Origin of the sequence: Dyadobacter sediminis (assembly GCF_005860765.1) — a bacterium.
Classification (GTDB): domain Bacteria; phylum Bacteroidota; class Bacteroidia; order Cytophagales; family Spirosomataceae; genus Dyadobacter; species Dyadobacter sediminis.
Map to the genome: position 1 here is coordinate 1 of NZ_VCEI01000007.1, position 22,215 is coordinate 22,215.

At 45.4% G+C, this 22,215-nt stretch carries 26 protein-coding genes; 6 read left to right on the forward strand and 20 right to left on the reverse strand.

Annotated elements, in window-relative coordinates; all coding sequences use genetic code 11:
• Nucleotides 1-315: 315 nt before the first annotated feature.
• Nucleotides 316-906: a Crp/Fnr family transcriptional regulator gene (locus FEM55_RS00775; protein ID WP_138279429.1), complete on the reverse strand. Its 591-nt coding sequence runs from the start codon at nt 904-906 to the stop codon at nt 316-318.
• 272 nt (nt 907-1,178) lie between these two features.
• Here FEM55_RS00775 and FEM55_RS00780 point away from each other — a divergent pair, with 272 nt between their 5' ends.
• The 3 genes from FEM55_RS00780 to FEM55_RS00790 are packed head-to-tail and all read left to right on the forward strand — an operon-like array spanning nt 1,179 to nt 2,747.
• On the forward strand, nt 1,179-1,853 hold the full coding sequence (locus tag FEM55_RS00780) for a hypothetical protein (protein WP_138279430.1): 675 nt from the start codon (nt 1,179-1,181) through the stop codon (nt 1,851-1,853).
• 12 nt (nt 1,854-1,865) lie between these two features.
• Nucleotides 1,866-2,453, forward strand: a complete 588-nt coding sequence (locus FEM55_RS00785) for an alpha/beta fold hydrolase (RefSeq protein ID WP_138279431.1) — start codon at nt 1,866-1,868, stop codon at nt 2,451-2,453.
• Between the two features lie 9 nt (nt 2,454-2,462).
• Nucleotides 2,463-2,747 (forward strand): alpha/beta fold hydrolase, encoded by a 285-nt coding sequence (locus tag FEM55_RS00790; RefSeq protein WP_138279432.1) that lies wholly within the window; start codon nt 2,463-2,465, stop codon nt 2,745-2,747.
• Between the two features lie 233 nt (nt 2,748-2,980).
• Here FEM55_RS00790 and FEM55_RS00795 read toward each other — a convergent pair whose 3' ends face one another.
• The 13 genes from FEM55_RS00795 to FEM55_RS00850 form a co-directional block, all read right to left on the reverse strand.
• Nucleotides 2,981-5,161, reverse strand: coding sequence for a xanthine dehydrogenase family protein molybdopterin-binding subunit (locus FEM55_RS00795; protein WP_374756463.1), 2,181 nt, complete (start codon nt 5,159-5,161; stop codon nt 2,981-2,983).
• A 149-nt stretch (nt 5,162-5,310) separates the two neighbouring features.
• Complete coding sequence (locus FEM55_RS00800) at nt 5,311-6,558, reverse strand: PQQ-dependent sugar dehydrogenase (protein ID WP_229209033.1); 1,248 nt, start codon at nt 6,556-6,558, stop codon at nt 5,311-5,313.
• Nucleotides 6,559-6,625: 67 nt separating this feature from the next.
• Nucleotides 6,626-7,624, reverse strand: coding sequence for an aldo/keto reductase (locus tag FEM55_RS00805; RefSeq protein ID WP_138279434.1), 999 nt, complete (start codon nt 7,622-7,624; stop codon nt 6,626-6,628).
• Between the two features lie 41 nt (nt 7,625-7,665).
• Nucleotides 7,666-8,307 (reverse strand): hypothetical protein, encoded by a 642-nt coding sequence (locus FEM55_RS00810; RefSeq protein ID WP_138279435.1) that lies wholly within the window; start codon nt 8,305-8,307, stop codon nt 7,666-7,668.
• 25 nt (nt 8,308-8,332) lie between these two features.
• Nucleotides 8,333-8,812 (reverse strand): (2Fe-2S)-binding protein, encoded by a 480-nt coding sequence (locus FEM55_RS00815; RefSeq protein ID WP_138279436.1) that lies wholly within the window; start codon nt 8,810-8,812, stop codon nt 8,333-8,335.
• Between the two features lie 93 nt (nt 8,813-8,905).
• The gene (locus FEM55_RS25145; protein ID WP_229209034.1) at nt 8,906-9,118 is read right to left on the reverse strand and encodes an alpha/beta hydrolase; all 213 of its coding nucleotides are present in this window, start codon (nt 9,116-9,118) and stop codon (nt 8,906-8,908) included.
• A gap of 15 nt (nt 9,119-9,133) precedes the next feature.
• Nucleotides 9,134-9,961, reverse strand: a complete 828-nt coding sequence (locus FEM55_RS00820) for an alpha/beta hydrolase (protein ID WP_229209035.1) — start codon at nt 9,959-9,961, stop codon at nt 9,134-9,136.
• A 1-nt stretch (nt 9,962) separates the two neighbouring features.
• Nucleotides 9,963-10,634: a carboxymuconolactone decarboxylase family protein gene (locus FEM55_RS00825; protein ID WP_229209036.1), complete on the reverse strand. Its 672-nt coding sequence runs from the start codon at nt 10,632-10,634 to the stop codon at nt 9,963-9,965.
• A gap of 103 nt (nt 10,635-10,737) precedes the next feature.
• A complete protein-coding gene (locus FEM55_RS00830) occupies nt 10,738-11,805 on the reverse strand; it encodes an alpha/beta hydrolase (protein WP_138279438.1) in 1,068 nt (355 codons plus the stop codon).
• A 44-nt stretch (nt 11,806-11,849) separates the two neighbouring features.
• Entirely contained in the window at nt 11,850-12,482 is a 633-nt protein-coding gene (locus tag FEM55_RS00835; protein ID WP_138279439.1) for a flavodoxin family protein, read from the reverse strand.
• Between the two features lie 17 nt (nt 12,483-12,499).
• Complete coding sequence (locus tag FEM55_RS00840) at nt 12,500-12,970, reverse strand: nuclear transport factor 2 family protein (RefSeq protein WP_138279440.1); 471 nt, start codon at nt 12,968-12,970, stop codon at nt 12,500-12,502.
• A 13-nt stretch (nt 12,971-12,983) separates the two neighbouring features.
• Complete coding sequence (locus FEM55_RS00845; RefSeq protein ID WP_229209037.1) at nt 12,984-13,439, reverse strand: nuclear transport factor 2 family protein; 456 nt, start codon at nt 13,437-13,439, stop codon at nt 12,984-12,986.
• Nucleotides 13,440-13,528: 89 nt separating this feature from the next.
• Nucleotides 13,529-14,383: an aldo/keto reductase gene (locus tag FEM55_RS00850; protein ID WP_138279442.1), complete on the reverse strand. Its 855-nt coding sequence runs from the start codon at nt 14,381-14,383 to the stop codon at nt 13,529-13,531.
• 156 nt (nt 14,384-14,539) lie between these two features.
• Here FEM55_RS00850 and FEM55_RS00855 point away from each other — a divergent pair, with 156 nt between their 5' ends.
• Nucleotides 14,540-15,445, forward strand: a complete 906-nt coding sequence (locus tag FEM55_RS00855) for a helix-turn-helix domain-containing protein (protein ID WP_138279443.1) — start codon at nt 14,540-14,542, stop codon at nt 15,443-15,445.
• A gap of 13 nt (nt 15,446-15,458) precedes the next feature.
• Complete coding sequence (locus FEM55_RS00860) at nt 15,459-15,953, forward strand: cupin domain-containing protein (protein ID WP_229209038.1); 495 nt, start codon at nt 15,459-15,461, stop codon at nt 15,951-15,953.
• 114 nt (nt 15,954-16,067) lie between these two features.
• Here FEM55_RS00860 and FEM55_RS00865 read toward each other — a convergent pair whose 3' ends face one another.
• The 5 genes from FEM55_RS00865 to FEM55_RS00885 all read right to left on the reverse strand — a co-directional run bounded on the left by FEM55_RS00865 (nt 16,068) and on the right by FEM55_RS00885 (nt 19,918).
• Nucleotides 16,068-16,514 carry a DUF6691 family protein gene (locus tag FEM55_RS00865; protein WP_229209040.1) on the reverse strand — a complete coding sequence of 149 codons (447 nt, stop codon included), beginning with the start codon at nt 16,512-16,514 and terminating at the stop codon, nt 16,068-16,070.
• A gap of 139 nt (nt 16,515-16,653) precedes the next feature.
• On the reverse strand, nt 16,654-17,217 hold the full coding sequence (locus FEM55_RS00870; protein WP_138279445.1) for a YeeE/YedE family protein: 564 nt from the start codon (nt 17,215-17,217) through the stop codon (nt 16,654-16,656).
• An 18-nt stretch (nt 17,218-17,235) separates the two neighbouring features.
• Nucleotides 17,236-17,544, reverse strand: coding sequence for a rhodanese-like domain-containing protein (locus FEM55_RS00875; RefSeq protein WP_138279446.1), 309 nt, complete (start codon nt 17,542-17,544; stop codon nt 17,236-17,238).
• A 7-nt stretch (nt 17,545-17,551) separates the two neighbouring features.
• A complete protein-coding gene (locus FEM55_RS00880; RefSeq protein WP_138279447.1) occupies nt 17,552-18,973 on the reverse strand; it encodes an MBL fold metallo-hydrolase in 1,422 nt (473 codons plus the stop codon).
• Between the two features lie 144 nt (nt 18,974-19,117).
• Nucleotides 19,118-19,918, reverse strand: coding sequence for a sulfite exporter TauE/SafE family protein (locus FEM55_RS00885; protein WP_138279448.1), 801 nt, complete (start codon nt 19,916-19,918; stop codon nt 19,118-19,120).
• 178 nt (nt 19,919-20,096) lie between these two features.
• Between FEM55_RS00885 and FEM55_RS00890 the strand changes: the two genes are divergently transcribed.
• Nucleotides 20,097-20,741 carry a Crp/Fnr family transcriptional regulator gene (locus FEM55_RS00890; protein ID WP_138279449.1) on the forward strand — a complete coding sequence of 215 codons (645 nt, stop codon included), beginning with the start codon at nt 20,097-20,099 and terminating at the stop codon, nt 20,739-20,741.
• 1,022 nt (nt 20,742-21,763) lie between these two features.
• Here FEM55_RS00890 and FEM55_RS00895 read toward each other — a convergent pair.
• The gene (locus FEM55_RS00895) at nt 21,764-22,081 is read right to left on the reverse strand and encodes a hypothetical protein (RefSeq protein ID WP_138279450.1); all 318 of its coding nucleotides are present in this window, start codon (nt 22,079-22,081) and stop codon (nt 21,764-21,766) included.
• Nucleotides 22,082-22,215 lie beyond the last annotated feature (134 nt).

The window sequence follows — 22,215 nt, forward strand, 5'->3', positions numbered from 1 at the left end:
GTTGGGAAAATACTCCTTCAACACAAACCCGGATCTTGGAGTCAATGGCTTACGGCCTTTGAGAAAGCCAAAACTAAATACATAGTTTACTAACGCCGTTTTCCGGCTATTTGTAAGAAGAACCTCATAATTTCTCAATTGCCAGTTTGTCTTTCTCCATTGTCTTAGTCAATGTTTATGTTGTTATCTTATCTTCTTCAAGCAATCATTCACTGCATTGAAGGTGAGCGAGCATATGATTGAATGCTATGCAAAGTTGTGACCAAGCATTGAAACACACTCATAAACAACTGCAAGAAAAACCCTTAAACTATGTTAAGATTTGTCCCTGGAAACGATTGACTTTCGGATTTTACTTAAAAATTCAGGGGTAATGCCCAGGTAAGAAGCAATCTGCGAATTGGGAAGACGGTTAAGCAAATGAGGATACCGGGCCAGAAATGACTGGTAACGCTGCTCACCGGAAGAGCTGATATTTTCTAAAACCCTGTTTTGTAACTCAATATATTTCTGCTCAGTAATGATGCGGAAATTACGGTCGAATTTATGATGGTTGATAAAGAGGTAAAGAAGATCTGGCTTCTTAATTTGAAGGATGACAGATGGCTCAATAGCCTCAATATACATTAGGCTCGGCTTTTCTGAATAAAAGCTACTCAGATCAGCAATCCAGTCGCGCTCGGCAACAAATTGCAGGTTGTGCTCCACGCCCTTCTGGTCTACATGGTACATTTTAAAGCATCCCGAAATAACGAAGGTATAGTATTGGCAAACATCGCCCTGTTGCAGTATGAAATGGCGGCGTTTCACCTGCTTTTCAACAAATAATCTGTTTATTTCAGCCCTCTCTTTTTCTGCAAGCGGAAAATACTGTTTGAAATATTCTATAAGTTGAGATGTTGCCAAAATTTCAAATTTAGAGTCAAAAATGTGATTTAAGATTATTGAAATAACACTTTTTTATGATTTTAGTTACATAAAGTTTTCTGATCATATTCAAAATCACTGCCAATAATTTGACTTGGGCACCCTACTCCACCCTCTCCAACCTTGAAGTAGTTTAAGAGTATTTCTTAAAATATGTTATGGGTACATCTGCTGGCAAACGGGAATCTTTGTGGCACATTAAACCCAGGGCATTGAACTGTCCATGTGAACAAGTCTAACCAACCAGAACTATGAAATCCCCTATCTCAGTATTAATGACTTTCATGCTGCTAATCAGTTATGCGCATGCACAAAGTGTTAAGCTTGACCTGGAAAGGCTAGAACCGGTTCAGGCATCAATGTCTATACAGACAATTGCTGGCAAACAAGCACTTCGGGTGTTGAAGGATACTTTGGTTAAGAAGGTGGATGAACCCACATTTGTCAAACTGAAAGGGGTTGACTTTCATAGCGGCATTATTGAGGTAAAAGTACTAAGTAGGTTACTGAAAGACGCCCCTGAATATGCCCGTGGTTTTATTGGTATTGCCTTTCGTATCGATGAGCAAAACTCAAAATATGAGAGTATTTACATCCGTCCAACCAATGGCCGGGCCCAGGATCAGGTTCGTAGAAACCATTCCATCCAATATTATTCATATCCGGATTACAAGTTTGACGTGCTCCGCAAACAGGCACCAGAAAAGTATGAATCCTATGCGGATATGGAGCTCAATAAATGGATCACCCTGCGGATCGAAGTGAAAGGTGCTAATGCCAAGTTCTTCATAGATGGAAATTCGCAGCCCTCGCTGGTTGTCAATGACCTCAAATTAGAACCCAATGCATCCGGCGGGGTGGCTCTATGGACCGAAGTGGGCACGGAAGGCTTTTTTACCGATCTAAAAATTTTAAAGCAAGATTAATACATACTGCAAATGAACCAATTACAAGTTAAAATTAAATTTTTATGCTGTCTGTTATTACTAGCAGGTATAAATGCCATTGGACAGGATCTGAAACACCTTAGGCATTTCATGCAGCAAAACCCATCGCCCGAAACTGCCATACCCTATGGAAACAATCCAAAGGCTGGTCATTATCTAAAAGGTGGTGATGCCAGGATCTATTATGAAGTATATGGTAAAGGCAAACCAATTGTCATTTTACATGGAGGCATATTCGGGTCAACTCTTGAAATGGGGCGGTTCATCGATGGCCTTTCCAAGAACTATAAGGTTATAGCAGTATCGACCAGAGGGCACGGGAAATCAGAAATAGGAAAGTTAGATCCTAGCTACGAGCAAAAGGCTAAAGACGTGAATGCTATCATTCAGGCAGAGACCAGCGACAGTGCGACCGTGCTTGGCTTTAGCGACGGCGCTTATACGGGTTACTATCTTGCTGCGGCATTTCCTGCGAAAGTAAAAAAGCTGATCGCAATGGGCGCTGGCACCTGGAAAAAGGGATGGCGAAACTTTACTGTCACCAAAGAAATGGCTTTTCGTTTGGACAGTCTGTATTAGAAACAGCAAATGAAATTAACTCCGGAGCCAGAAAGAGTTGATGAATGGTTTACCTCTATTAGCAAAACGTATAATTCTACGGAGGTTAAAGATGAAATTTTTAAACAAATCCAATGCCCTGTCCTGGTACTATCTGGCGAATTGGACCAAAACGCGCCACTTCAAACAGTCATTGATGCTTATCGTCTGATCCCTCATGCCCAGCTGGGAATTATCCCTAATGCACCACATCCTGTTTTCCTGGTCAATTTCGATGCAGTTTGGGATAGTATGACACCCTTTTTACAACTTTGACTTTCATTGATAACCCTCTGGCTTGGGTGTACACTTAGGTGCCCTTGTCTGAGTTTATTGAACAAAAAAGTGTCTTTTATTAATTAACAGGCACTTTTTTTAACCATTATGGCCGATTAAGAGCAGTTCATTTCATTACCGAACAATTTCAACAGAAAGTGTTATAAACCCTTATATAATTGACGATATCAAAAAAAGACCTGATCGTTTTGATCAGGTTCTTATTTGATGCTTTAAATAACTTTTTCCGTTTCGTCCTTGAACGGCTGGTTATAATAACGCTTGCCTTTCAGCTTATACAGCGCGTTGGCCACGGCCCCAAAAACCGGTGGAAATGGAGGTTCACCCAATCCGGTCGGATCCATTTCGTTTTGCACAAAATGGACTTGAATGCTTTTGGGCACTTCGTTAATCCGGATTATCCGATAATTGTGAAAGTTGCTCTGCTGGGCGGCACCGTCTTTATGGGTCAACTGGCCATAAAATGCATTACCGATCCCATCCACGACCGCTCCTTGCACCATGTTGGTAGCAGCATCCGGATTAATTACAATCCCGCAATCCATTGCACTGAAAACGCGCTCGACATAAGGCTGGCCATCTCGCGTGATCATATCCACGACGTGTGCCGCATACGAATTGTGACAAAAATAAGCGGCCACCCCACGGTTGTATTTTTCATTGCCAGCCTCGCCCCAGTTTGATTTGTCGCGCACCAAATTGAGCACGCCGGCGTAACGCTCTGCATCATATTCGTTGTTTTTACCAACAGGCTTTTCCTTTGCTCTTTTCAAAAGTTCCAGCCTGAATGCGATCGGGTCTTTTCCAGCTGCTTCTGCTACTTCATCCAAAAACGATTGCTCGGCAGCTGCGTTGAAATTGGAACGCGGCGCACGGAAAGCACCTATGGTAATATTAGAGGCAATCTGCCAGCCTTCTGCAAGGTAATTATCTACGGCCCCGGCCGGAAAACGGTTTGCATGGATTGGATGCTCTGGAATGCCACCTCCTTTTACGTGAAACGCGATCAGGTTTTTATTAGCGTCCAAAGCCGCGCGGTAAGTGGCGGTGTACATCGGGCGGTAAATACCGTAGGTCATGTCGTCCTCCCTTGTGTACATCAGCTTCACCGGTGCTTTCACTTTCTTGGAAATCAACGCAGCTTCGTAGAGATAATGGCCATAAGCCCTGCGGCCAAAGCCACCGCCCATGCGCGTCATTTGTATCTCAATCTTGTCGGCAGGTAGGTTCAATAGCTTTGCAAGTGTAGGCTCAGACCAACCCGGGGCTTGCAAGGGACCCGCTACCAGCGCCTTTTCATCTGTGACATGGGCAAAGAAATTCATCGGTTCCATACAATTATGGGCTAAAAAGGGACCATTGTATGTCCGCTCTATTACCTGGGCAGCATTTTTAAAAGCAGCTTCCGGATCACCATCTCGTCTCAATTCCTGGGCTGGTTTGGCAGCATATTCCTGCATTTGCTGCATTTGTGTGGTTGTACTTTCGAGTGCTCCCGGAACGGTAACTTCCCGCTTTCCGCCCCTTCCACCCATTGTGTCTTTCACATCACCAGCTGCTTCCCAGTTGGCAACCAGCTTTTTACGCGCACTGATCACTTCCCAGGTGCTACTTCCGACTATAACCAACAGATCATTGAACGTACGCGTATCAAAACCGCCTTGTTCAAAATCGTCCGCATATAATTTCAGGGTGAAAACATCTTTAATGCCTGGCATTTTCAATGTTTCGGCAGCATCGAAGGATTTTAGCTTCATTCCAAAAGCGGGCGGATGCTGGATCATGGCAATCAGCATTCCGTCAACACTATAATCCAGCCCGAAAAGAGGCTTGCCGGAAGTGATCTTCTTTATTTCTACGTTCTTTTTAGACTTGCTAACAATGGTAAAATCCTTTGGCGCTTTCAGTTTCAAATCTTTTGGCACAGGCACGCTGGCTGCTTTACTGGCCATATCTCCATATTTAGCAGATTTCCCGCTCGAATGCGACAAGACACCTGCCTTGGTTGTCACTTCGCTGGCTGGCACATTCCAGGTTTGGGCAGCAGCTTCACGCAGCATTTGCCTGGCTGCAGCGCCAGCCTCACGCAATGGTTTCCAGTACATGCGCACAGAATTGCTTCCACCTGTAAACTGCGCCCCCAGTTTGGCCGGATCGTGTGGCCCCATTTCGACGCTCACGTTTTTCCAATCTACATCCAATTCCTCGGCCAGCATCATCGGCAGGGAAGTCATTACATTTTGCCCAAATTCAGGGTTAGGACAAATCAGTTTTACCTTATTATCAGGCAGGATATGGATGTAACCATTCAGGGTCGCCCACTGCTCAGGCAAGCCCAGCGCCTGGGTCTTGTCAGCAGATTTGAAGCTGGATAACCAGCTGACGGTAAGCATCATTCCGCCACCAGACAGGATTGAAGCTTTTAGGAAAGAGCGTCTGTTCAAGGCTGTTTTATCTTTGTCCATGTTCGGATATCTTTAAATGGTTAACTAAGGATCATTTTTTGCTTCAATCTATAACTGGCCAGGTGCATGTATTTATATCAATTTGGGCCAATCCTGTAAAGACGGCCTTCATCAGTAATAGCAAATAAAGCACCGTCCATTGCCTGGGTGATATCACGGAAACGCTGACCTTGGTCAGCCAATAATCTTTCTTCACCGATGATCCGGTTGTTTTCAATCACTAATCGGGCGATATGCATTCCACTAAGCGATCCGATAAACAGATTATTTTCCCATTCAGGTACCGAGTTTCCTGCAAAAAAACTCATCCCACTTGGAGAAATGACCGGGTCCCAATAGTAAGCTGGTTGCTCCAATCCGTTTTGCTGTTGAATGCCTGCCCCGACACGCTGACCACTGTATTCAAGACCATAAGTAATGGTAGGCCAACCGTAATTTTTACCGGCTTCTATATGGTTGAGCTCATCACCGCCCCGTGGCCCGTGCTCACTTTGCCAAACTTCGCTCGTTACCGGGTGCAGTGCCAACCCTTGCGGATTACGGTGACCAAGAGAAAATATTTCAGGGCGTGCTGTTGCTTGACCTGAAAACGGGTTATCTGCAGCGGGATGCCCATCAGTCGTGATCCTGACAATTTTGCCAAGTCCTGAGCTCATCGATTGCGACTGTGGCCTTGTTACTAAATCTGCCCGTTCTCCTGTGCTTACCATTAAATGCCCTGTGGGGTCAACCAGGATACGTCCACCATAATGATTGCTTCCCGAATAAGCTGGTGTAGCCCGGTAAATGACGGTTGCATTCTCCATTCTGGTTTCATCAGCAGACAATCTACCGCGACCGACGGCTGTCACGTTGCCCCCTGTTACCGGCTCTGAAAACACCCAGAACACGGTTCTTGTTGTTGCAAATTGCCTGTCCAAACAAAGACCAAGCAAACCGCCTTGACCGGCAGCATTCACAGCAGGCAGGCCGCTGATCAAAGCTCCAATCTGGCCGGACGCTGATACGATCCGCATTTGACCGGTCTTCTGGGTAATTAGCATCCGCCCGTCAGGCAAGCCTGTAATCCCCCAGGGCCTATCCAGCTGATCCGTTATGATCCGGGCCGTATAGGCAGTTTGGGTGCGAACACCCTTAATACGTGTTTGTCCATTGAAAGCAGGTGAATACGTAGCATTGGGCGGATTAGTCTCAACCGCAGATGAATCTGCCGCTTGCTCTGTATCCGGACCGGTGGGAACAGAAGGCTCAGGCGTATTGTCAGATTTCTGCTTGCATGAAATGAAAACAAGCATCGCCAGGCATATTGACAGGATATAGTTCATATTGCTATGTTTGATAGGAGATAGAAACGGCAAATTCAACATCTATGACAGACAGGCGAGCTGCAACCTATTTTCCAACCCGGTTCTGCAACGCTTCGGGATAACGCGCCCCTTCAATTTTAATTTCCGAAGCTGCACTTTCGATTTCAGCCCGGTCCTGCTCGCTAAGTTGAACAGCTGCCCCGCCCAAGTTCTCTTCCAATCTATGCAGCTTTGTTGTCCCCGGAATAGGCACAATCCAGGGCTTTTGCGCGAGCAACCAGGCCAATGCAATTTGTGCGGCGGTGGCAGGCATTCCTGTTCCACCTTTTTGCTCTGCAATACGATTAAGCAAATCCACCATCGCCTGGTTTGCTTTACGTGCTTCTGTGGTGAATCGGGGTACGATATTTCTGAAATCGCTTTTGTCAAAGGTTGTGTTCTCGTCGATCTTGCCGGTCAAAAACCCTTTGCCAAGCGGGCTGAATGGTACAAAGCCGATCCCGAGCTCTTCCAAGGCCGGTAGGATCTCATGCTCAGGATCCCGAAACCAGAGTGAATATTCACTTTGAAGCGCTGCAACAGGCTGCACGGCATGTGCCCGGCGAATGGTCTGCACACCTGCTTCTGAAAGGCCGAAGTGTTTGACTTTTCCAGCCTGGATCAGCTCTTTAACCGCTCCGGCTACATCTTCAATTGGCACATGTGGATCGACCCGGTGTTGATACAGCAGATCAATGCGATCTGTTCTAAGGCGTTTGAGTGACGCTTCAACAAATGCACGTATATTTTCAGGCTTGCTGTTGAGCCCGCCTTTCGAGTCGCCGCCTTCAAAACCAAATTTTGTCGCAATCACTACTTGATCCCGAAAAGTTTCAAGTGCTTCGCCCAGCAGCTCTTCATTGGTAAATGGCCCGTAAGCTTCGGCAGTGTCAAAGAAAGTTACACCGCGCTCGAATGCAGCCCTAATTAGTGCAATGCCATCATTTTTATCTATCGCCGGGCCGTAGCCGAAGCTCAATCCCATGCAACCCAGGCCAAGTGCTGACACTTCAAGCCCGCTTTTTCCTAATTGTCTTTTTTCCATTGTGTTCTTACTTTGTCGTTGATGATCCTGAATTGAAAGTCTTACTTCTTGGGGGCGTAAGCGCCGCTTTGAAGCCAGGTAATCCAGGCTTTTTTAAATTCGGCATGTGTTACCGGTGGCAATGTCCTTCCTTCTCCTGGATCCCAGCCTGCCAACACAAGCCCATCATCGGCATGCTCGATCAGCTTTTTGATATCCTTGTTCCCATTTTGCTTTTTGTCAACCAGCTGTTTAGCCAGCTCATGCGCACTTTTTCCTTGAAAAACCATTTTCATGGCAGCAGGCGGCAAATGCCACTCAGGGTTGCCGGGCGGCATATGAAGGCCAGCTATGTTGGTTTCCTGATGGCAATTCGAACATTTCATGGCATAGACGCCCTTTCCATCCAAGCCACGTTTGGGTCCCATCGCATGCAAATGGCTGTCATCCCCTTGCAGCGGCACATCCCCAGCCGGATGGCAGTTCATACAGCGCGGGCTCATCAGCGTTTTATAAACAATCTCAAAAGCTTGTACGGATTCTACGCTATCACGGTTAATGGTGCTGAATGTAATCTGTTTTACCGGCGCATCATTTCGGAATGCAGATGCCCCGACGGCGACGATAAAAATGAATATTGACAGCACGGTAGCGGCCTTTTTTGGAACAAATAGTTTCATTCCATTTTCTGATTTTTGCTTCATAAGGTGAGTTTGAAAATGGATGTTGTTAACCCTTCGTACCTGCTTTTTTCTGCAACTCGGCAGCCGTGTGGATCGCCTCGCGAATCCGCAGGTAGGTGCCACAGCGGCAAATATTACCCGCCATCGCATCATCAATATCCTGGTTGGTCGGATTAGGCTTTTCGCGCAGCAGCACCGCAGCCGACATAATCTGCCCTGAATGGCAATAACCGCATTGCGGCACATCAATTTCCTGCCAGGCTTTCTGGACAGGGTGTGAATTTGTTTCAGACAACCCCTCGATCGTTACTACCTTTTTCCCAGCCGCACGGCTCACCTTGGTCACGCAGGAGCGCACCGCTTCGCCATCTAAATGCACCACACAAGCCCCGCACTGCGCGACCCCACAACCATATTTAGTCCCTTTTAGACCAGCCAGATCGCGGATCGCCCACAAGAGCGGCATTTGTGGATCAGCGTCCAAAGGGTAATCCTTTTTGTTGATATTCAATGTGATTTTGGCCATGGTGAAAAGGTTTAATTGATGGTGAGATTAGGCTTATATTTTTAGAAAAAAAAGCAGTTACAGCTGGTAACAACTACAATCCAAATATTTGACTTACAGAAACTTTGTATAGAACTCAGCGAGCTTGTCAACAGCCTGATCTACATACTCTGGCTTCCAATAGGTCTGGATGTGTGTTGCCCCATCGATAACAAACAGCTCCTTGCTTTTTGAATTAGTAGCTTTGGGGAATGCTTCATCGGTCATGTATTTTGTGTCCGCTTTGCTTCCAGCCATCATGAGTAAGGGCTGATCAATTAAATCCATGTTCTCGGTAGCGTCCTAGGTCATCAAATCCAGTAAGTTGCTCATAGGGTACAGAAAAGTGGAGTTGGGATGTGCATGCGTTCTATAATAGTAAATGTACCCTTCGCGATATAGATCTGTGGAAACCTTGGCAATTTCTTCATCAGTGATGCTTGCCACTCCGGCGTAAATAATTTTGCTATCTGCGGCCTGCTGCGCGCGGGCATCGGAAGCCTGTTTTAAACGCTGTGGAATGGTTGCCAGGCCTGAATTCTGAAAGCCGTTGCGCCGGACTTCGCCCGAGTTAAACATGCTCAGGGTTGCAACTGCTTTTAGCCTTTTGTCAGATTGGGCAGCTTTTAACGTATACCCACCACCGTCACAAATCCCCAAAGCGCCAACACGGTTCACATCCACTCCCTTGTAGCGGGTGATGAAGTCGGCCATCCCACGAATGTCTTCGGTCCGAAAGGCAGGCTTATCGGTGTGACGGGGTTCTCCGCCACTAGCTCCCTGGTAGGCTGCATCCGCAGCAATGGTAATGTATCCTGCCCCTGCCAGCCGCTGCGCATACAGCCCAGCTGTCTGTTCTTTAATACCGCCATTGGGATGGGCAATTACTAATGCTGGATATTTTTTTGCAGGGTCGTAATTCGATGGGGTATATACGTTGGCGGCAATATCAATCCCATTCAACTGATAGGTTACGGGGTGGATGTTGACTTTTCCTGCCATATTTTTTGAAATAGCACCATCATAAACCAGCGTAAACGGGTTTTTAGCTATTGTAGCCTGAGCGTCTGCTACCTGCACTTCTGACATCGATACTAACAGGCTCATTGTTGCGATTGCTATATTTTTCATTCTATTTATTACTGCTTAATACTTCGTTTAAAACTGCATTTGCCGCTGTGGTTTTCTGCTTGCCAATTGTTGGGGCAATGACAGTGACAAACTCTTTTAACTGGGCAGGCGACCAACCTGTACGAAGTGAAATGCTCAAATGGCTTTTCAGCATTGGCTCTGCCTGGCCAATGGCGCTGATTACAGAAATGGTCACCAGTTCCCTATGGCCGTAGCTCAGCACATCTCTTTCAAAGATGTCTGCAAACAAATGTTCCTTTAAAAATGTGTCTATGACCGGCGCAAATGCGCCGTAGCCCGAAGGCTGCTCGGGCTGTGGCGCTCCCGTCAGCTCTCCTAATATTTTTTTGCCGCGCTCATATTTGTTACTGTCAACTGGAACCGGCGATGCTTCTCTTCCCATTTTGTCATGGATGCCCTTCGCTTTCCTTTCTTCAATGACCTGCATGAATGTTTGCAAGCCGCGGATGCTCCGTGGAAAGCCGCAATAGGCATAGGTATGCACCAGGACTTCCTTAATCTCATTGACACTCAAACCTTGATCAAGGCCCCCGCCAAGCTGTTTTTTTAGCTCCGGGATCTCACCTTGTGCTGTCAGGGAAGAAATAATAATGATACTCTTTGCTTTGGGGTCTAACCCTTTTTGGGAGCTGGCTACATTTTGTGCCTTCATACTGTTAACAGCTATCAAAATCACCGCTAACACCGTTATAAAGAAAGGTGATTTTAACCTGATGGTTCTCAATTTGATTATGCTTAAATCCATAGTCTGATGATTACTTGTCCAGGCCTTTTTCTTTTAACCATTTCTCCAACACACCTGCAACTTGCTCACTGTTTAAATCCGACATCAGAAAATGGGTATTGCCTTTAATACCTATCTCGGGCAAATGGACAATAGTTGCATCACCCCCGTGGCTGTTTACCACCTTTGCCCACTGGCGCGCGGTTGCCAATACATTTCTCCAAAAATTAAGTGAAGCTGCTTTCGTTTCGTCTTTCGGGATGAAATCACCAAAATAAACCACGATGGGTATCCTGGTCAGTTTCTTGAACTCATCAAGGGGGACTCCTTTACCGCCACGGTTGCCTTTGGGCTCCTGGCCTTCGGGAAAGGTAAAACCGCCCGGCTCATAGGCCACAACGGCTTTAACATGCTGGTTTTTAATAGCCGTCTTCCATCCCGGCGAACCACCGGCCGAATGGGTAAACAGGATCCCGTCGCCAGATTTATCCATTACTGCCGACATGGCATTTACAATCGTTGTTTCATCGACACTGCCTGTGTTGGGCGTCATCATCCGGAAGAAATTATTGAGTGATACGCTGTCTTTGGGAAACTGTACACCCTCATTAAAATCAGGGTACAAGCCGATCCGGAACTGGGTGAACCAGGTCTGGTCATCCGGTGTGGCCGTGATCTGCCCCGGCTTTGACGTTTGCCCTGCATGGCCACGCCCGGGTTGGTCTACCAGATAAACTCCATAGCCTCTTCTTAGAAAGATATTGGCAAAGCCTTCCCTTCCATCAGCCGTGGTTTGCCAGCTGCGGCGCGATTGCCCGTAGCCATGCAGAAAAACCATAGAAAGTCGCTTGGCTTTTGGCGGGATCTGGTAAAGCACGTCAGCATGATCCCCGTGGCGGGTTTGTCCGCCCTGGGCTACATTCCAGGGTTTGAGCGCGTCGAATGTGCCTTCACTTTTGGTTACGCTGCCACCAGCCGAAAAAGCACCCTGCTCCTGGATGATTAAAGGTTTCTGACTTTTAGTTTTCTGTGCCTGGCCTTGCGAGCTTACTATGGAGCATATCACACATACAAGGCTCAGCATTGCTTTATTTCTCATATCTATTGCATTTAATCTGCGCTGCTTGAATCTAATTGCCCGCATTAAATCATTTTTAGCTTTCCGAGCCATTGCTTGATCTCGTCCTGGGTCTGCCGCGCTTTTTCATCCTTGATCATCAGCAGCTGTCCGTCCCTTTCAAGGCCGCCACGGGTCGAATACCCTTCCAATATTTTACTGCCCGGGCATAGCTGCCTGACAGTTTCAAAAGTGCTGCCAATGCCGTAGCCACCATTCGTATTAAAAGGTATGATGGTCTTACCGCTCAAATCATTTTGCTTTAAAAAGCTTTTCATCGGCGGTGGCAGCTGCATGCCCCAGGTAGGGAAGCCAACAAAGACCATATCGTACTGGTCGATGCTGTCAATTTTAGTTTTCAAAGGTGGCAGATATCCTGACTGGTTTTCACTGGCTACCTGCGCGACAGTTGCCTGATAATTCTCAGGATACGGCTTTTCCAGCTCAATCGCTACCAGTTTTCCACCTACGGTCTTTTGGATCATTTCCGCAACTGCCTTGGTATTCTTCGTGCGTGACAAGTAGACGATCAGGATCTTGCCAGCTGCTTTCTCAGGGCCCGTTTCAGCATCGATCCGCTCCGTTTGAGTAGAAGAGCAAGCCGAAACCAAAAACAAAAAAGCCAGCAGCAGGTGTGCTAATGGAACGGTTAGTTTCATGTTTTCTGATCTGTTTATTATCCACCCACCTTGGTAAATGAGAGTGATCCCAGTTTCCAACCTTCTTTTTGCTGCACATACACTTCCGTCACTTCAAACTCATTGGTAACTTCACGGCCGCCAACTACCGCCAACAATGTGATCCTGTTTAAAAGGATCGCCGTTGATCCAATGATGTTTACAGATACTTTATGGATATCTGCCTTTTTGTAGTGAATGCCCCCGGACTTGATGATATTGACTTCCTGCTGTTTGCCCCATGATCCGCCCATGTGAACAAAGACAGCCTTTTCATCAAAGAGCGCAGCAAGCGAGTCTGCATTCTTGTCTGCCATCCATTGCCATTTCGTTTTAGAAAGTGCAATGATCTTCTGCTCGGCGCTATTTTCAGCTTGCGCGAAGGCTGCCTTAGAACCAAGTATCACACCTGCTCCAAGCATCAGGCAGGTAAGGATTCTGGTGATTGTTCTATTTATGTTTAGTTTCATTGTATCTCCGGTTTTAATGTTTGATGACATGCGTATCGCGCACACTGCTAAATGTAAGCGCCAGTAGTTTCCAGTCACTGCTCTGTTTTGTATAGACCTCTGTAACCGTGAACTCTGTATTGGCTTCATTGCCCCTTACCATTGCTGAAAGCATAATCCTGCTCCAAATGATTGCCGTGTTACCCACAATCTCAACAGCAACATCTTTGACGTCTGCTTTTTTGTACCAGATGCTTCCGGTCTTGATGATTTCGAGCTCTTCGTCTTTTTTCCAGGTGCCGCTCATATGGACAAATTTTGCTTTGTCATCAAAGAGCTTGGCCAGCTCGTCCACGTTCTTATCAGCCATCCATTGCCACTTCTTTTTTGAAAGGTCAATGATTTGCTGCTCCTGGCCGGCTGCGCCTTGTGCGAGTGACGATTGAGTACCTGCCAGCACGGAGCATAGCCCCAGAAACGTAGCTGCCAAAATAGATTTGAAAAATGATTGAGAATGCAATTGCATGAGTAATAAGTTGATTTAGAGATTAAATGTTAATTTCTCGACCTTGATATAGACTATTTGTCGTCGAGCTTTCTCTCACCCAGCCATTTCACCATTTTCGGATCGCGGTGATCGAAAAAGCTGCTGGCATTGGTATCAAGAGATTTGATCGCGTCCATATCTTGCGCGCTTAGCTGGAAATCAAAAATGTTCAGGTTCTCTGCCATCCGTTCTTTGCGGACCGATTTGGGAATTGCAATGACACCGCGCTGGGTGAGCCAACGGACGACTACCTGCGCGATGGTCTTGTTATATTTTTTACCGATTGAGGCTAGAAGCTCATTTTCAAACAAGCCGTTTTTGCCTTCGGCGAATGGCCCCCAGGACTGGATCTGAACATTGTTTTCTTGCAGGAATTGTTGCGTTCCAACTTGCTGGTGGAAAGGGTGCGTTTCAATCTGGTTGACTGCCGGGACAATCTCGTTATGTATGATCAAGTCAATGAGCCTGTCAGGATGGAAGTTACTTACACCAATTGCCCTGATTTTACCCTCCTTATATAGTTCCTGCATTGCCCGCCACGCTCCATACACATCGCCGAATGGCTGGTGGATCAAATACAAGTCCAGGTAGTCCAGCTGTAACTTTTTCAGCGACACTTCAAATGCCTTCTTGGTATCCTGGTATCCATTGGATTGTATCCAAAGTTTGGTGGTAACGAAAAGCTCTTCCCGCGCAATGCCACTTTTCTTTATTGCATTCCCTACGGCTTCTTCGTTCTGGTAGGCCGCTGCCGTATCAATCAGGCGGTAACCTGTATCAATTGCATCCAATACACTTCTCTCACATTCTGCCAGGTCGGGTACCTGAAAAACCCCGAACCCCAGAATTGGCATTTCCACGCCGTTATTCAATTTCACTGTTTCCATAATGGTTTTTGTTTGGTAATGCAAAGTTCCACTCTTCCAAAGGGATGTATGGTATATAGATTCCCGTTTTGTCTACCAATATTCCTGATTCACCATCCTAAATTTTTCAAGAGGTAATGAAAGCAGTAACTTCGGGCTACCTAATAATCTCAGACTATGGAAGATATCGTTCGATTCGACAATGTAAATCAATACAATGCATTTAACCAGCAGGAAACCCTGCACCCGCTTGTAACTGTAATCGATTTGTCAACAGCAAGTCCCAGAAAGAAGACCAGCCAATACATGGGCTGCTACGGAATTTTCTTGAAAGATGTCGTTTGCGGTGATCTTCGTTACGGAAAAGAATACTATGATTATCAGGAAGGCACGCTGGTCTTCATGTCTCCCGGACAGGTTTTCACTGTAGAAAATGATGGGGAGCTGTACCAGCCAAAAGGCCACGCACTCGTATTTCATCCCGATCTGCTGTTGGGCACTTCACTAAACGGGAAAATGCATGAATTTTCCTTTTTTGGTTATCAGGTCAATGAAGCGCTGCATTTATCACAGCGTGAAAGACAGATTGTGATGGATTGTTTTGGCAAAATTAAGTATGAGCTTGAACACGCTATTGATAAGCATAGCAGAAAACTGATTGCCTCCAACTTTGAATTGTTTCTGGACTATTGCACGCGCTTTTACGACAGGCAATTTATTACCCGCGATACCATACACAGAGGGATCCTGGCAAAATTTGAGACCCTTTTGAGCAGCTATTTCAGCTCAGACAAACCCCAGACCATTGGCTTGCCGTCTGTCTCGTATTGTGCCGAAGAGCTCAACTTGTCAGCAAAATACTTTGGTGACCTGATCAAGAAAGAAACGGGCCAGACTGCCCAGGAATACATACAAATGAAGGTGATTGAAGCAGCAAAAGAAAGGATATTTAGTAGCGACAAAACCGTTAACGAGATCGCCTTTGAGTTGGGATTTAAATATCCCCAGCATTTTAGCCGCTTGTTCAAACAGCGGATTGGGCAAACACCAAACGAATACAGGATTTTAAATAACCTAAATTAACTACCATTAAGAAATGAAGCGATCCAAAGGACTGATTCGTATGCTGTTAGCATTCCTGCTGACGCTGACGCACATTTTTGTTAACGCCCAGATAAAAGACGCCGAATCAAAAATCAGTACGTCGATTTTTCCAAAAGGACAGCCGGCCCCAGCCAGCAACTTTACTGGAAGAGCATGGGTTCACCCATTAATACCAGCAGATAGTGCTTTCAATATCCCTGTGGCCAGCGTAACATTTGAGCCAGGTGCCAGGACGTACTGGCATTCACATGGAGGTGGCCAGGGCATCATCGCCATCGACGGTGTTGGCTATTATCAGGAAAAAGGTAAGCCAATCCAGATACTTCGAAAAGGTGACGCGGTGAAATGTCCGCCAGATATGCCACATTGGCATGGTGCTTCCCCAGAATCTGGCTTTGTTCAAATGGCTGTGACGCCTAATCATGCCAACGGAAGGGTTAAGTGGCTACAACCGGTAACAGCTGCTGAATATACCAATACAAAGTGATTTGAATTTGACCCTCACGAGAAGGCTTATCTGTACTCACGAACGTAAACAATGCTTACTTAAAATCCTGGCAAATATTAGTTAGGCCATTAAGTGAGCAACAAAATAGCATTGCTAATGAGGTAATTGATCCCTAAACTTGCCATATACCCAGGTTCCGGCAATGGCGCTGATCAAGGTGACAAACACAATAGTAGCACCCATACCAATCTGTGCAAACAAGGGGCCCGGACAAGCGCCGGTCAAACCCCAGCCCAGCCCAAACAATAAACCTCCGTAAATCTGTCCTTTGTTGAATTTCTTATTGGTGAAGGTGATAGCTTCTCCTGAAATGGTTTTGATGCCGTAACGTTTGATAAGCCAGACTGAAATCATTCCAACAAGCACGGCGCTTCCGATAATGCCGTACATATGAAAGGCTTGCAGCCTGAACATCTCCTGAATCCTAAACCAACTGATCACTTCTGCTTTTACAAACAGCACACCGAAAAGTAATCCGACCCAAAGATATTTCAGGTTGTAATACCATTTGTGCCGTTTTTGACCTTGATTAATGGACATCGAATCCGTCGCCTGGTTTTTATACTCGCTTTCTGCTCTGGGCGCTAATGGTAAGTTTGTCATACGTTATAGTCGTTTATTTTAGTAAAATCTGAAAAAGAAAACCCTCACTTATTAAAAAGGTGTACTATGTTTAATGTCAGAGCATCAAAATAAAAGGCAGTATCCAGTTTGCCATGATGAATCCACCGATCATAAAACAGATCGTTGCGACCAGTGAGGGCCATTGCAGGGTAGCCAGTCCCATTATTGCATGACCACTGGTGCACCCACCGGCATAGCGCGCACCAAACCCTACCAGAAATCCACCACCAACCAGCATAATAAATCCCGGGATTGTGAAAAGCTTATTCCAACTGACCAGGTCAACCGGAATGAGCGATGAAAAATCAGTTACACCATAAACGCTGAGCTCTTTTATCAAGGATGGGTTCAGCTTTACCGGTGCAGTGTTGGCCAGAAATGTCACCGCTACCATCCCTCCCAAAAAGATGCCCAGCACAAAAAACATATTCCACAGCTCCTTTTTCCAGTCGTATTGAAAAAACGGGATTTTCGCTGGGACGCACATGGCGCAGACATGTCGGAGCGAGGATGAAATCCCGAAAGACTTATTGCCCAGGATTAAAAGTGCGGGCACGGTTAGCCCGATCAGGGGCCCTGCCACATACCATGGCCAGGGCTGTTTTATCATTTCCAACATCGTAATTTCAAGAATTTATTATTGAATTTTTTGCCTGAGCTTATCCCAGGCCCCACCGTTGTAAACCTGGATTCCGGCCACTTTTAATATCCCTTCGGCCATCCCACTGCGCGTGCCGCTACGGCAACAGGTAATCACAGGCTTTCCACATGCTTTCAAGAATGCTGCTTTGGCGTTGATCTTATCCAGTGGAATATTGATGCTCTTATCAATATGGCCCGATGCAAATTCCTCCGGGCTGCGCACGTCAACAACCAGTGCACCGTGCCTGACAAGACCTTTAAAGTCTGCTTTATTATTTCCAAAAAACAATGATAGGATTCCCATGGTATTTTTATAATAGCGTACTAGGACAAACATAATTACTTACTTCAAGCTTACCGGAATCCTTTATTGCCTTAAAACCGCCTTGAACATCGATCAGATTGTCATATCCCCGTGCTTTGAGTACGGAGTTAAAAATCATAGACCGGTAACCCCCTGCACAGTGTACGAAGTAGGTTTTGTTTTTATCGATGCCAGCCAGATGATCGTTGATATAGTCCAGCGGGAGATTTTTTGCATCCAGCATATGTTCAGAGAGAAACTCACTTGCTTTGCGTACATCAAGCACCCCAATTGAAGGGTCTGTTTTCAAGCGTTCACTCATTTGGTCAACGGTTACAGTCTGGATCTGGTCAATTTCTTTACCGGCTTTGACCCAGGCATCGATCCCGCCTTCCAAATAGCCGATCGTATAATCATAACCGACACGCGCAAGACGGGTCACCACTTCTTCTTCCCTGCCCTGCTCAGCGATTATCAATATGCTTTGTTTGATGTCGGGAATAAGTGCTCCAACCCAGGGAGCAAAGCCGCCATTTATCCCGATGTTGATCGAGTTAGGTACGAATCCTTTTGCAAAGATATCTGCATCCCGGGTATCAAGCATTACCGCGCCGGTCTGGTTTGCCACCGCCTCAAAAGCTGCTGCATCCAACGCCCGGGCTCCTCTTTCAAGGACCCTGTCAATGCTTTCATAGCCATTGACGTTCATCAAAACATTTTCGGGGAAGTAAGCCGGCGGCGGCATCAGCCCACTGGTGACTTCTTTAACAAATTCTGCCTTGGTCATATCTGGCCTGAGTGCATAGTTCGAGATTTTTTGGTTACCCAATGTATCGGTCGTTTCCTTGCTCATGTTTTTACCGCACGCACTTCCTGCGCCGTGTGCCGGATAAACAATAATCTGATCAGCAAGTGGCATAATCTTATCACGCAGGGAATCGAACAGATGTTCTGCCAGCTTTTCTTGTGTGAGTTCAGCAGATACTTTCTGTGCCAGGTCAGGACGGCCAACATCGCCAATGAACAGGGTATCCCCTGTAAAAATGCCAACCTGCTTTCCGTGCTGATCACTTAAAAGATAGCAGGTGCTTTCCATGGTGTGTCCCGGCGTATGCAGAACTGTAAGCGAAACATTGCCCACTTTCAGCACCTGGCCGTCCACGGCTACAAGCGCATCAAAGCCGGGCTTAGCGGTCGGACCAAAAACGATTTGCGCACCTGTTTTTTCAGCCAGGTCAATATGGCCCGATACAAAGTCTGCATGAAAATGCGTTTCGAGAACATATTTTATTTTTGCCCCATTTTGTTCTGCACGGCTGATGTAGGGCTCAACTTCACGGAGCGGGTCGATCACCACAGCTTCCCCATTGCTTTCGATATAATAGGCTCCCTGTGAGAGGCAGCCGGTATAAATTTGTTGAATTTTCATATTTGTAGTCTTTTAATTTATCAATCCTATTTCCCTGAATTAACGATACAAATTTCAGGATGTTTAACTGGCTGGTCAGTGACAAGAGTCACATTGCAAGGAAAATGAAAATTATTTTCACCTTTTTTGCTAGTGACCTCTAACTTATCTAAGCTGCATTAGCTCGGAGGATATCATGTAAATTCCCATCATTAGCACAAACCAGCCAAACCCCTTTTTCAAAGAAGTAGCATTAACCTTTTTGGCTAAGATGCCCCCGATTAAAATACCTGCCATGGCAATACCCGTGATTTTCAATAGAAAAGCCCAGTCAATCACGTAATGTCCCAGATCCCCCGCAAAACCAATCAGCGAATTCAGCGCAATAATCAGAAGCGAAGTGCCCACAGCTTCCTTCATTAGCATGCCCAGGATTAACACCAAGGTCGGTATCAGCAAAAACCCGCCCCCTGCCCCCAGAAAACCCGTGGTAAGTCCAATGCCGATGCCGCTTAAAAGCATCCGGGCGATATTGCCTTTTAAGTCACATTCCAAACACCCTGGTTTTCGCTCCTTGCTCTTGATCATGCCCACCGATGCTGCTACCATTAGGATAGCAAAAAGCACCATCGTTAGTAAAGGTTCAGTGACCTGGAAATCACCCATGCTGAAAAGATCATGGGGCACCAACGGAATTAAATACTTACGCGTCAAGAAAACCGTTGTGATCGATGTGCTTCCAAAGAGCAGTGCTGTCTTAACTTTGACTGCACCTTTCAAATAATTGCTGTACGCCCCAACAAGACTGGTCGATCCGACAATGAACAGCGAGTAGGAGGTCGATACCAAAGGACTAATGCCGAATAGATAGACCAGGACCGGCACAGTCAGGATGGAGCCGCCCCCGCCGATTATACCCAATGAGATACCAATAAATACAGACGCTATGTAGGCGATGATTTCCATTTTTTTGCATTGTTTATGCTGCAAAAATCAGAAGTGTCAAGCGCGGGTAAAGTGATAAAGGTCACATATGGGAAATAATATTTAATATATCCCCAAGCTTTTACTTCCAAGCATTTCGGAACCTTTTAGTTCTTATTTTTTTTATGGCTTTATGCCTCGCTTAATCATTTAGCTAGTTATGAGTGAAAATATTTCCTACTATCTCGATACCGTTTTCTCGGATTTCGAACCTGAATTGAAACAGCACCTGATCCGGGAATGCAGCCTGAAAAAGATTCCAGCCGGAGAAGTAATCATGCGGGCCGGACAGTATATTAAACACACCTTGCTGATTGGAAGCGGGAGAGTGAAGCTTTACCGCCAGGGTGATGATGGGCAGGAAGCTTTCGTTTATGATCTGGAACCCGGAAACGCATGCGCCTTGTCGATGATCTGTAATACCAAACAGGAGGCCAGTGAAATTATGGCCAAAGCCGTGGAAGATACGGTTGCGATTCTGATCCCGATCCAATTGATGGACGAGCTGATGCAAAAATATAAAACCTGGTACTACTTTGTTATTGCCAACTACCGGGCCCGCTTTGAAGAGCTGCTGGTGGTATTTGACAATGTAGTATTTAAGGGCATGGACGAAAGGCTGGAATTTTATCTGAAAAATCGGTTTAGGAATTCTAAGACCAGTCAGATCTTAATTACCCATCAGGAGATTGCTAATGATCTTAACACTTCACGGGAGGTCATATCAAGATTATTAAAGAAAATGGAACAGGATCAAAAAGTCCGACTACTAAGGAATAGCATAGAATGGATCTCTCGGATATAATTAAAAAGATTCCACAATATCATAATGCTTAATATAGGTCAGATTAATAGCGTTCCGTTCTATTTAGTTGAATGGTTTATTATTATAGCTGGCCGTCTCAACAAGCCTATCCCGAGTGAACAATGCAGAAGCAGAATTACGATTTAATCTGTACCCTTTTACCTTAACTGTACGAAACAGCCACTCTTGGGTATGGAATTGGAATTGCATCAATAAAGCTGACAAGATATTAAGCCGCAATTTTTTGTTTGTTTAAAAGCTCCTCAAATTCTTTTGGTGACACATATCCCAAGGCCGAGTGCAGCCTTTTTTTATTATATCACAGCGGCTTTTAGATTTGCATGATATAATTATTTCAAGGCTAGAACATTAACTTTGGAGTAATTTTAACCAACTCCATTAGAGACACCTTATCGCAGCGGCAGGGAAAGACCCATCGGCCGATTAAAAGCTCTACTGGTTTATTTAGGCAACAAATTCAACCGGGTCGCCCGGCGATAGAAATTGGGTTGAAACATCATTAGTAAAGTATTGAAATTGTCTAAACGGTTGGTTTTATATCTTACCATTCTGAACTATTAAAGTTATGGAAAAAGAATATTTCATTGGCATTGATCGGGGTCGCCCGGGCGATTTCAAAAAATGAATAAGACTTTGCCGTTATCCAATCTAATAAGCTACTTTTTCATTTAAAGGTCCGCAATGATAAAAGGGGTATTCAGGATTTTATGAAGCTCTTAAAAAGGCAAACCGACTTCAATTTCAAAAACAGTTTGTTTGCATGGAATTCACCGGAATATATAATAACATTCTGCTTAACTACCTGTCACAAAAATTATGCATTAACTTTACCTTTCAAAACTGGTAGGTAAAGATTAATCAGAATCTACTGGAATGATTAAAATGCCAGTGCTGATCCTGATAGCCAATTTTACCTTCAGGTTGATTAATTTAAACCGCTACACGGTAGATTGTGTAGAACTTTCACACACCATAACATAATTAGCTACGTACGTTTCCTATTAATTGACCGTATAGATATACTTGGCACTAATCAGCAGATATAAGGTTTTATCAGCCTTTGAGTCTTGGTAATTCTGCCGTATTAATTCTTTTACCTGGCTATTCTTAATTTTAACAGAGGCCATTTCAAGTATTTGAAATGAGGCCGTTTCGATACTTTCAATGCAATGAAGATAAAACAAGATCGACATATCCCTTAATTCCGGATTGCCACTATGCATTTTAATCTCACCGAAAGAATCCTCAATCAGGCCTTTTAGCCCTTTCGAATGAATCTTGGCATGCACAATGGTCAAAGCTTCATAGATCTTATCCATTCTTGCTATTGTCTTGACCCCTTATAAGTTGGACACTTTTTCAATAATAGTTGTGTCACAAACCATTGCTTGATCCCACTTTTGTTGGGGCGTCACGAAACCGATTGAACGATGCAGGCGACTTTCATTGTAAT

Excerpts from the sequence above, each read along its gene's own strand:
- FEM55_RS00820 (WP_229209035.1), bottom strand. The coding sequence starts at position 9,961 with ATGAAAAATATAGCAATCGCAACAATGAGCCTGTTAGTATCGATGTCA.
- FEM55_RS00790 (WP_138279432.1), top strand. The coding sequence starts at position 2,463 with ATGAAATTAACTCCGGAGCCAGAAAGAGTTGATGAATGGTTTACCTCT.
- FEM55_RS00880 (WP_138279447.1), bottom strand. The coding sequence starts at position 18,973 with ATGAAAATTCAACAAATTTATACCGGCTGCCTCTCACAGGGAGCCTAT.
- FEM55_RS00850 (WP_138279442.1), bottom strand. The coding sequence starts at position 14,383 with ATGGAAACAGTGAAATTGAATAACGGCGTGGAAATGCCAATTCTGGGG.
- FEM55_RS00810 (WP_138279435.1), bottom strand. The coding sequence starts at position 8,307 with ATGAAGCAAAAATCAGAAAATGGAATGAAACTATTTGTTCCAAAAAAG.
- FEM55_RS00895 (WP_138279450.1), bottom strand. The coding sequence starts at position 22,081 with ATGGATAAGATCTATGAAGCTTTGACCATTGTGCATGCCAAGATTCAT.
- FEM55_RS00885 (WP_138279448.1), bottom strand. The coding sequence starts at position 19,918 with ATGGAAATCATCGCCTACATAGCGTCTGTATTTATTGGTATCTCATTG.
- FEM55_RS00860 (WP_229209038.1), top strand. The coding sequence starts at position 15,459 with ATGAAGCGATCCAAAGGACTGATTCGTATGCTGTTAGCATTCCTGCTG.
- FEM55_RS00795 (WP_374756463.1), bottom strand. The coding sequence starts at position 5,161 with ATGCTTACCGTCAGCTGGTTATCCAGCTTCAAATCTGCTGACAAGACC.
- FEM55_RS00875 (WP_138279446.1), bottom strand. The coding sequence starts at position 17,544 with ATGGGAATCCTATCATTGTTTTTTGGAAATAATAAAGCAGACTTTAAA.
- FEM55_RS00865 (WP_229209040.1), bottom strand. The coding sequence starts at position 16,514 with ATGTCCATTAATCAAGGTCAAAAACGGCACAAATGGTATTACAACCTG.
- FEM55_RS00835 (WP_138279439.1), bottom strand. The coding sequence starts at position 12,482 with ATGAAACTAACCGTTCCATTAGCACACCTGCTGCTGGCTTTTTTGTTT.
- FEM55_RS00870 (WP_138279445.1), bottom strand. The coding sequence starts at position 17,217 with ATGTTGGAAATGATAAAACAGCCCTGGCCATGGTATGTGGCAGGGCCC.
- FEM55_RS00805 (WP_138279434.1), bottom strand. The coding sequence starts at position 7,624 with ATGGAAAAAAGACAATTAGGAAAAAGCGGGCTTGAAGTGTCAGCACTT.
- FEM55_RS00830 (WP_138279438.1), bottom strand. The coding sequence starts at position 11,805 with ATGAGAAATAAAGCAATGCTGAGCCTTGTATGTGTGATATGCTCCATA.
- FEM55_RS00825 (WP_229209036.1), bottom strand. The coding sequence starts at position 10,634 with ATGAAGGCACAAAATGTAGCCAGCTCCCAAAAAGGGTTAGACCCCAAA.
- FEM55_RS00800 (WP_229209033.1), bottom strand. The coding sequence starts at position 6,558 with ATGAACTATATCCTGTCAATATGCCTGGCGATGCTTGTTTTCATTTCA.
- FEM55_RS00855 (WP_138279443.1), top strand. The coding sequence starts at position 14,540 with ATGGAAGATATCGTTCGATTCGACAATGTAAATCAATACAATGCATTT.
- FEM55_RS00780 (WP_138279430.1), top strand. The coding sequence starts at position 1,179 with ATGAAATCCCCTATCTCAGTATTAATGACTTTCATGCTGCTAATCAGT.
- FEM55_RS00890 (WP_138279449.1), top strand. The coding sequence starts at position 20,097 with ATGAGTGAAAATATTTCCTACTATCTCGATACCGTTTTCTCGGATTTC.
- FEM55_RS25145 (WP_229209034.1), bottom strand. The coding sequence starts at position 9,118 with ATGGATTTAATTGATCAGCCCTTACTCATGATGGCTGGAAGCAAAGCG.
- FEM55_RS00815 (WP_138279436.1), bottom strand. The coding sequence starts at position 8,812 with ATGGCCAAAATCACATTGAATATCAACAAAAAGGATTACCCTTTGGAC.
- FEM55_RS00785 (WP_138279431.1), top strand. The coding sequence starts at position 1,866 with ATGAACCAATTACAAGTTAAAATTAAATTTTTATGCTGTCTGTTATTA.
- FEM55_RS00840 (WP_138279440.1), bottom strand. The coding sequence starts at position 12,970 with ATGAAACTAAACATAAATAGAACAATCACCAGAATCCTTACCTGCCTG.